The 245-nt window shown below is 65.3% G+C and carries 1 protein-coding gene; it reads left to right on the top strand.

Translation table 11 applies throughout. The annotated features are described in order from the left end of the window. On the top strand, positions 1–245 hold a 245-nt coding region (locus tag J8I29_RS29855; RefSeq protein ID WP_209434452.1), incomplete at both ends, for a tRNA-dihydrouridine synthase.

Below are 245 nucleotides of genomic sequence, written 5' to 3'. Positions count from 1 at the left end.
CACACCTGCCTATTTCCACAAGCTCGCCCCGGAACTACTGCACGGTGCGCACACCGCTGCGGGCGTGCCGTTGCGTGTGCAATTGCTGGGCTCCGACCCGGTTTGCCTGGCGGAGAACGCCGCCTTGGCCTGCGAGCTGGGTTCGCAAGTCATCGACCTGAACTTCGGCTGCCCAGCCAAGACCGTCAACAAGTCCCGCGGCGGTGCGGTGCTGCTCAAGGAGCCGGAGCTGCTCAACCAGATCG

This window comes from Labrys sp. LIt4 (assembly GCF_017813775.1).
In the GTDB taxonomy this organism is placed as follows: Bacteria; Pseudomonadota; Alphaproteobacteria; order Rhizobiales; family Labraceae; genus Labrys; species Labrys okinawensis_A.
The sequence above is the reverse complement of the archived record's forward strand: the minus strand, read 5'-3'. Positions and strand labels throughout refer to the sequence as shown.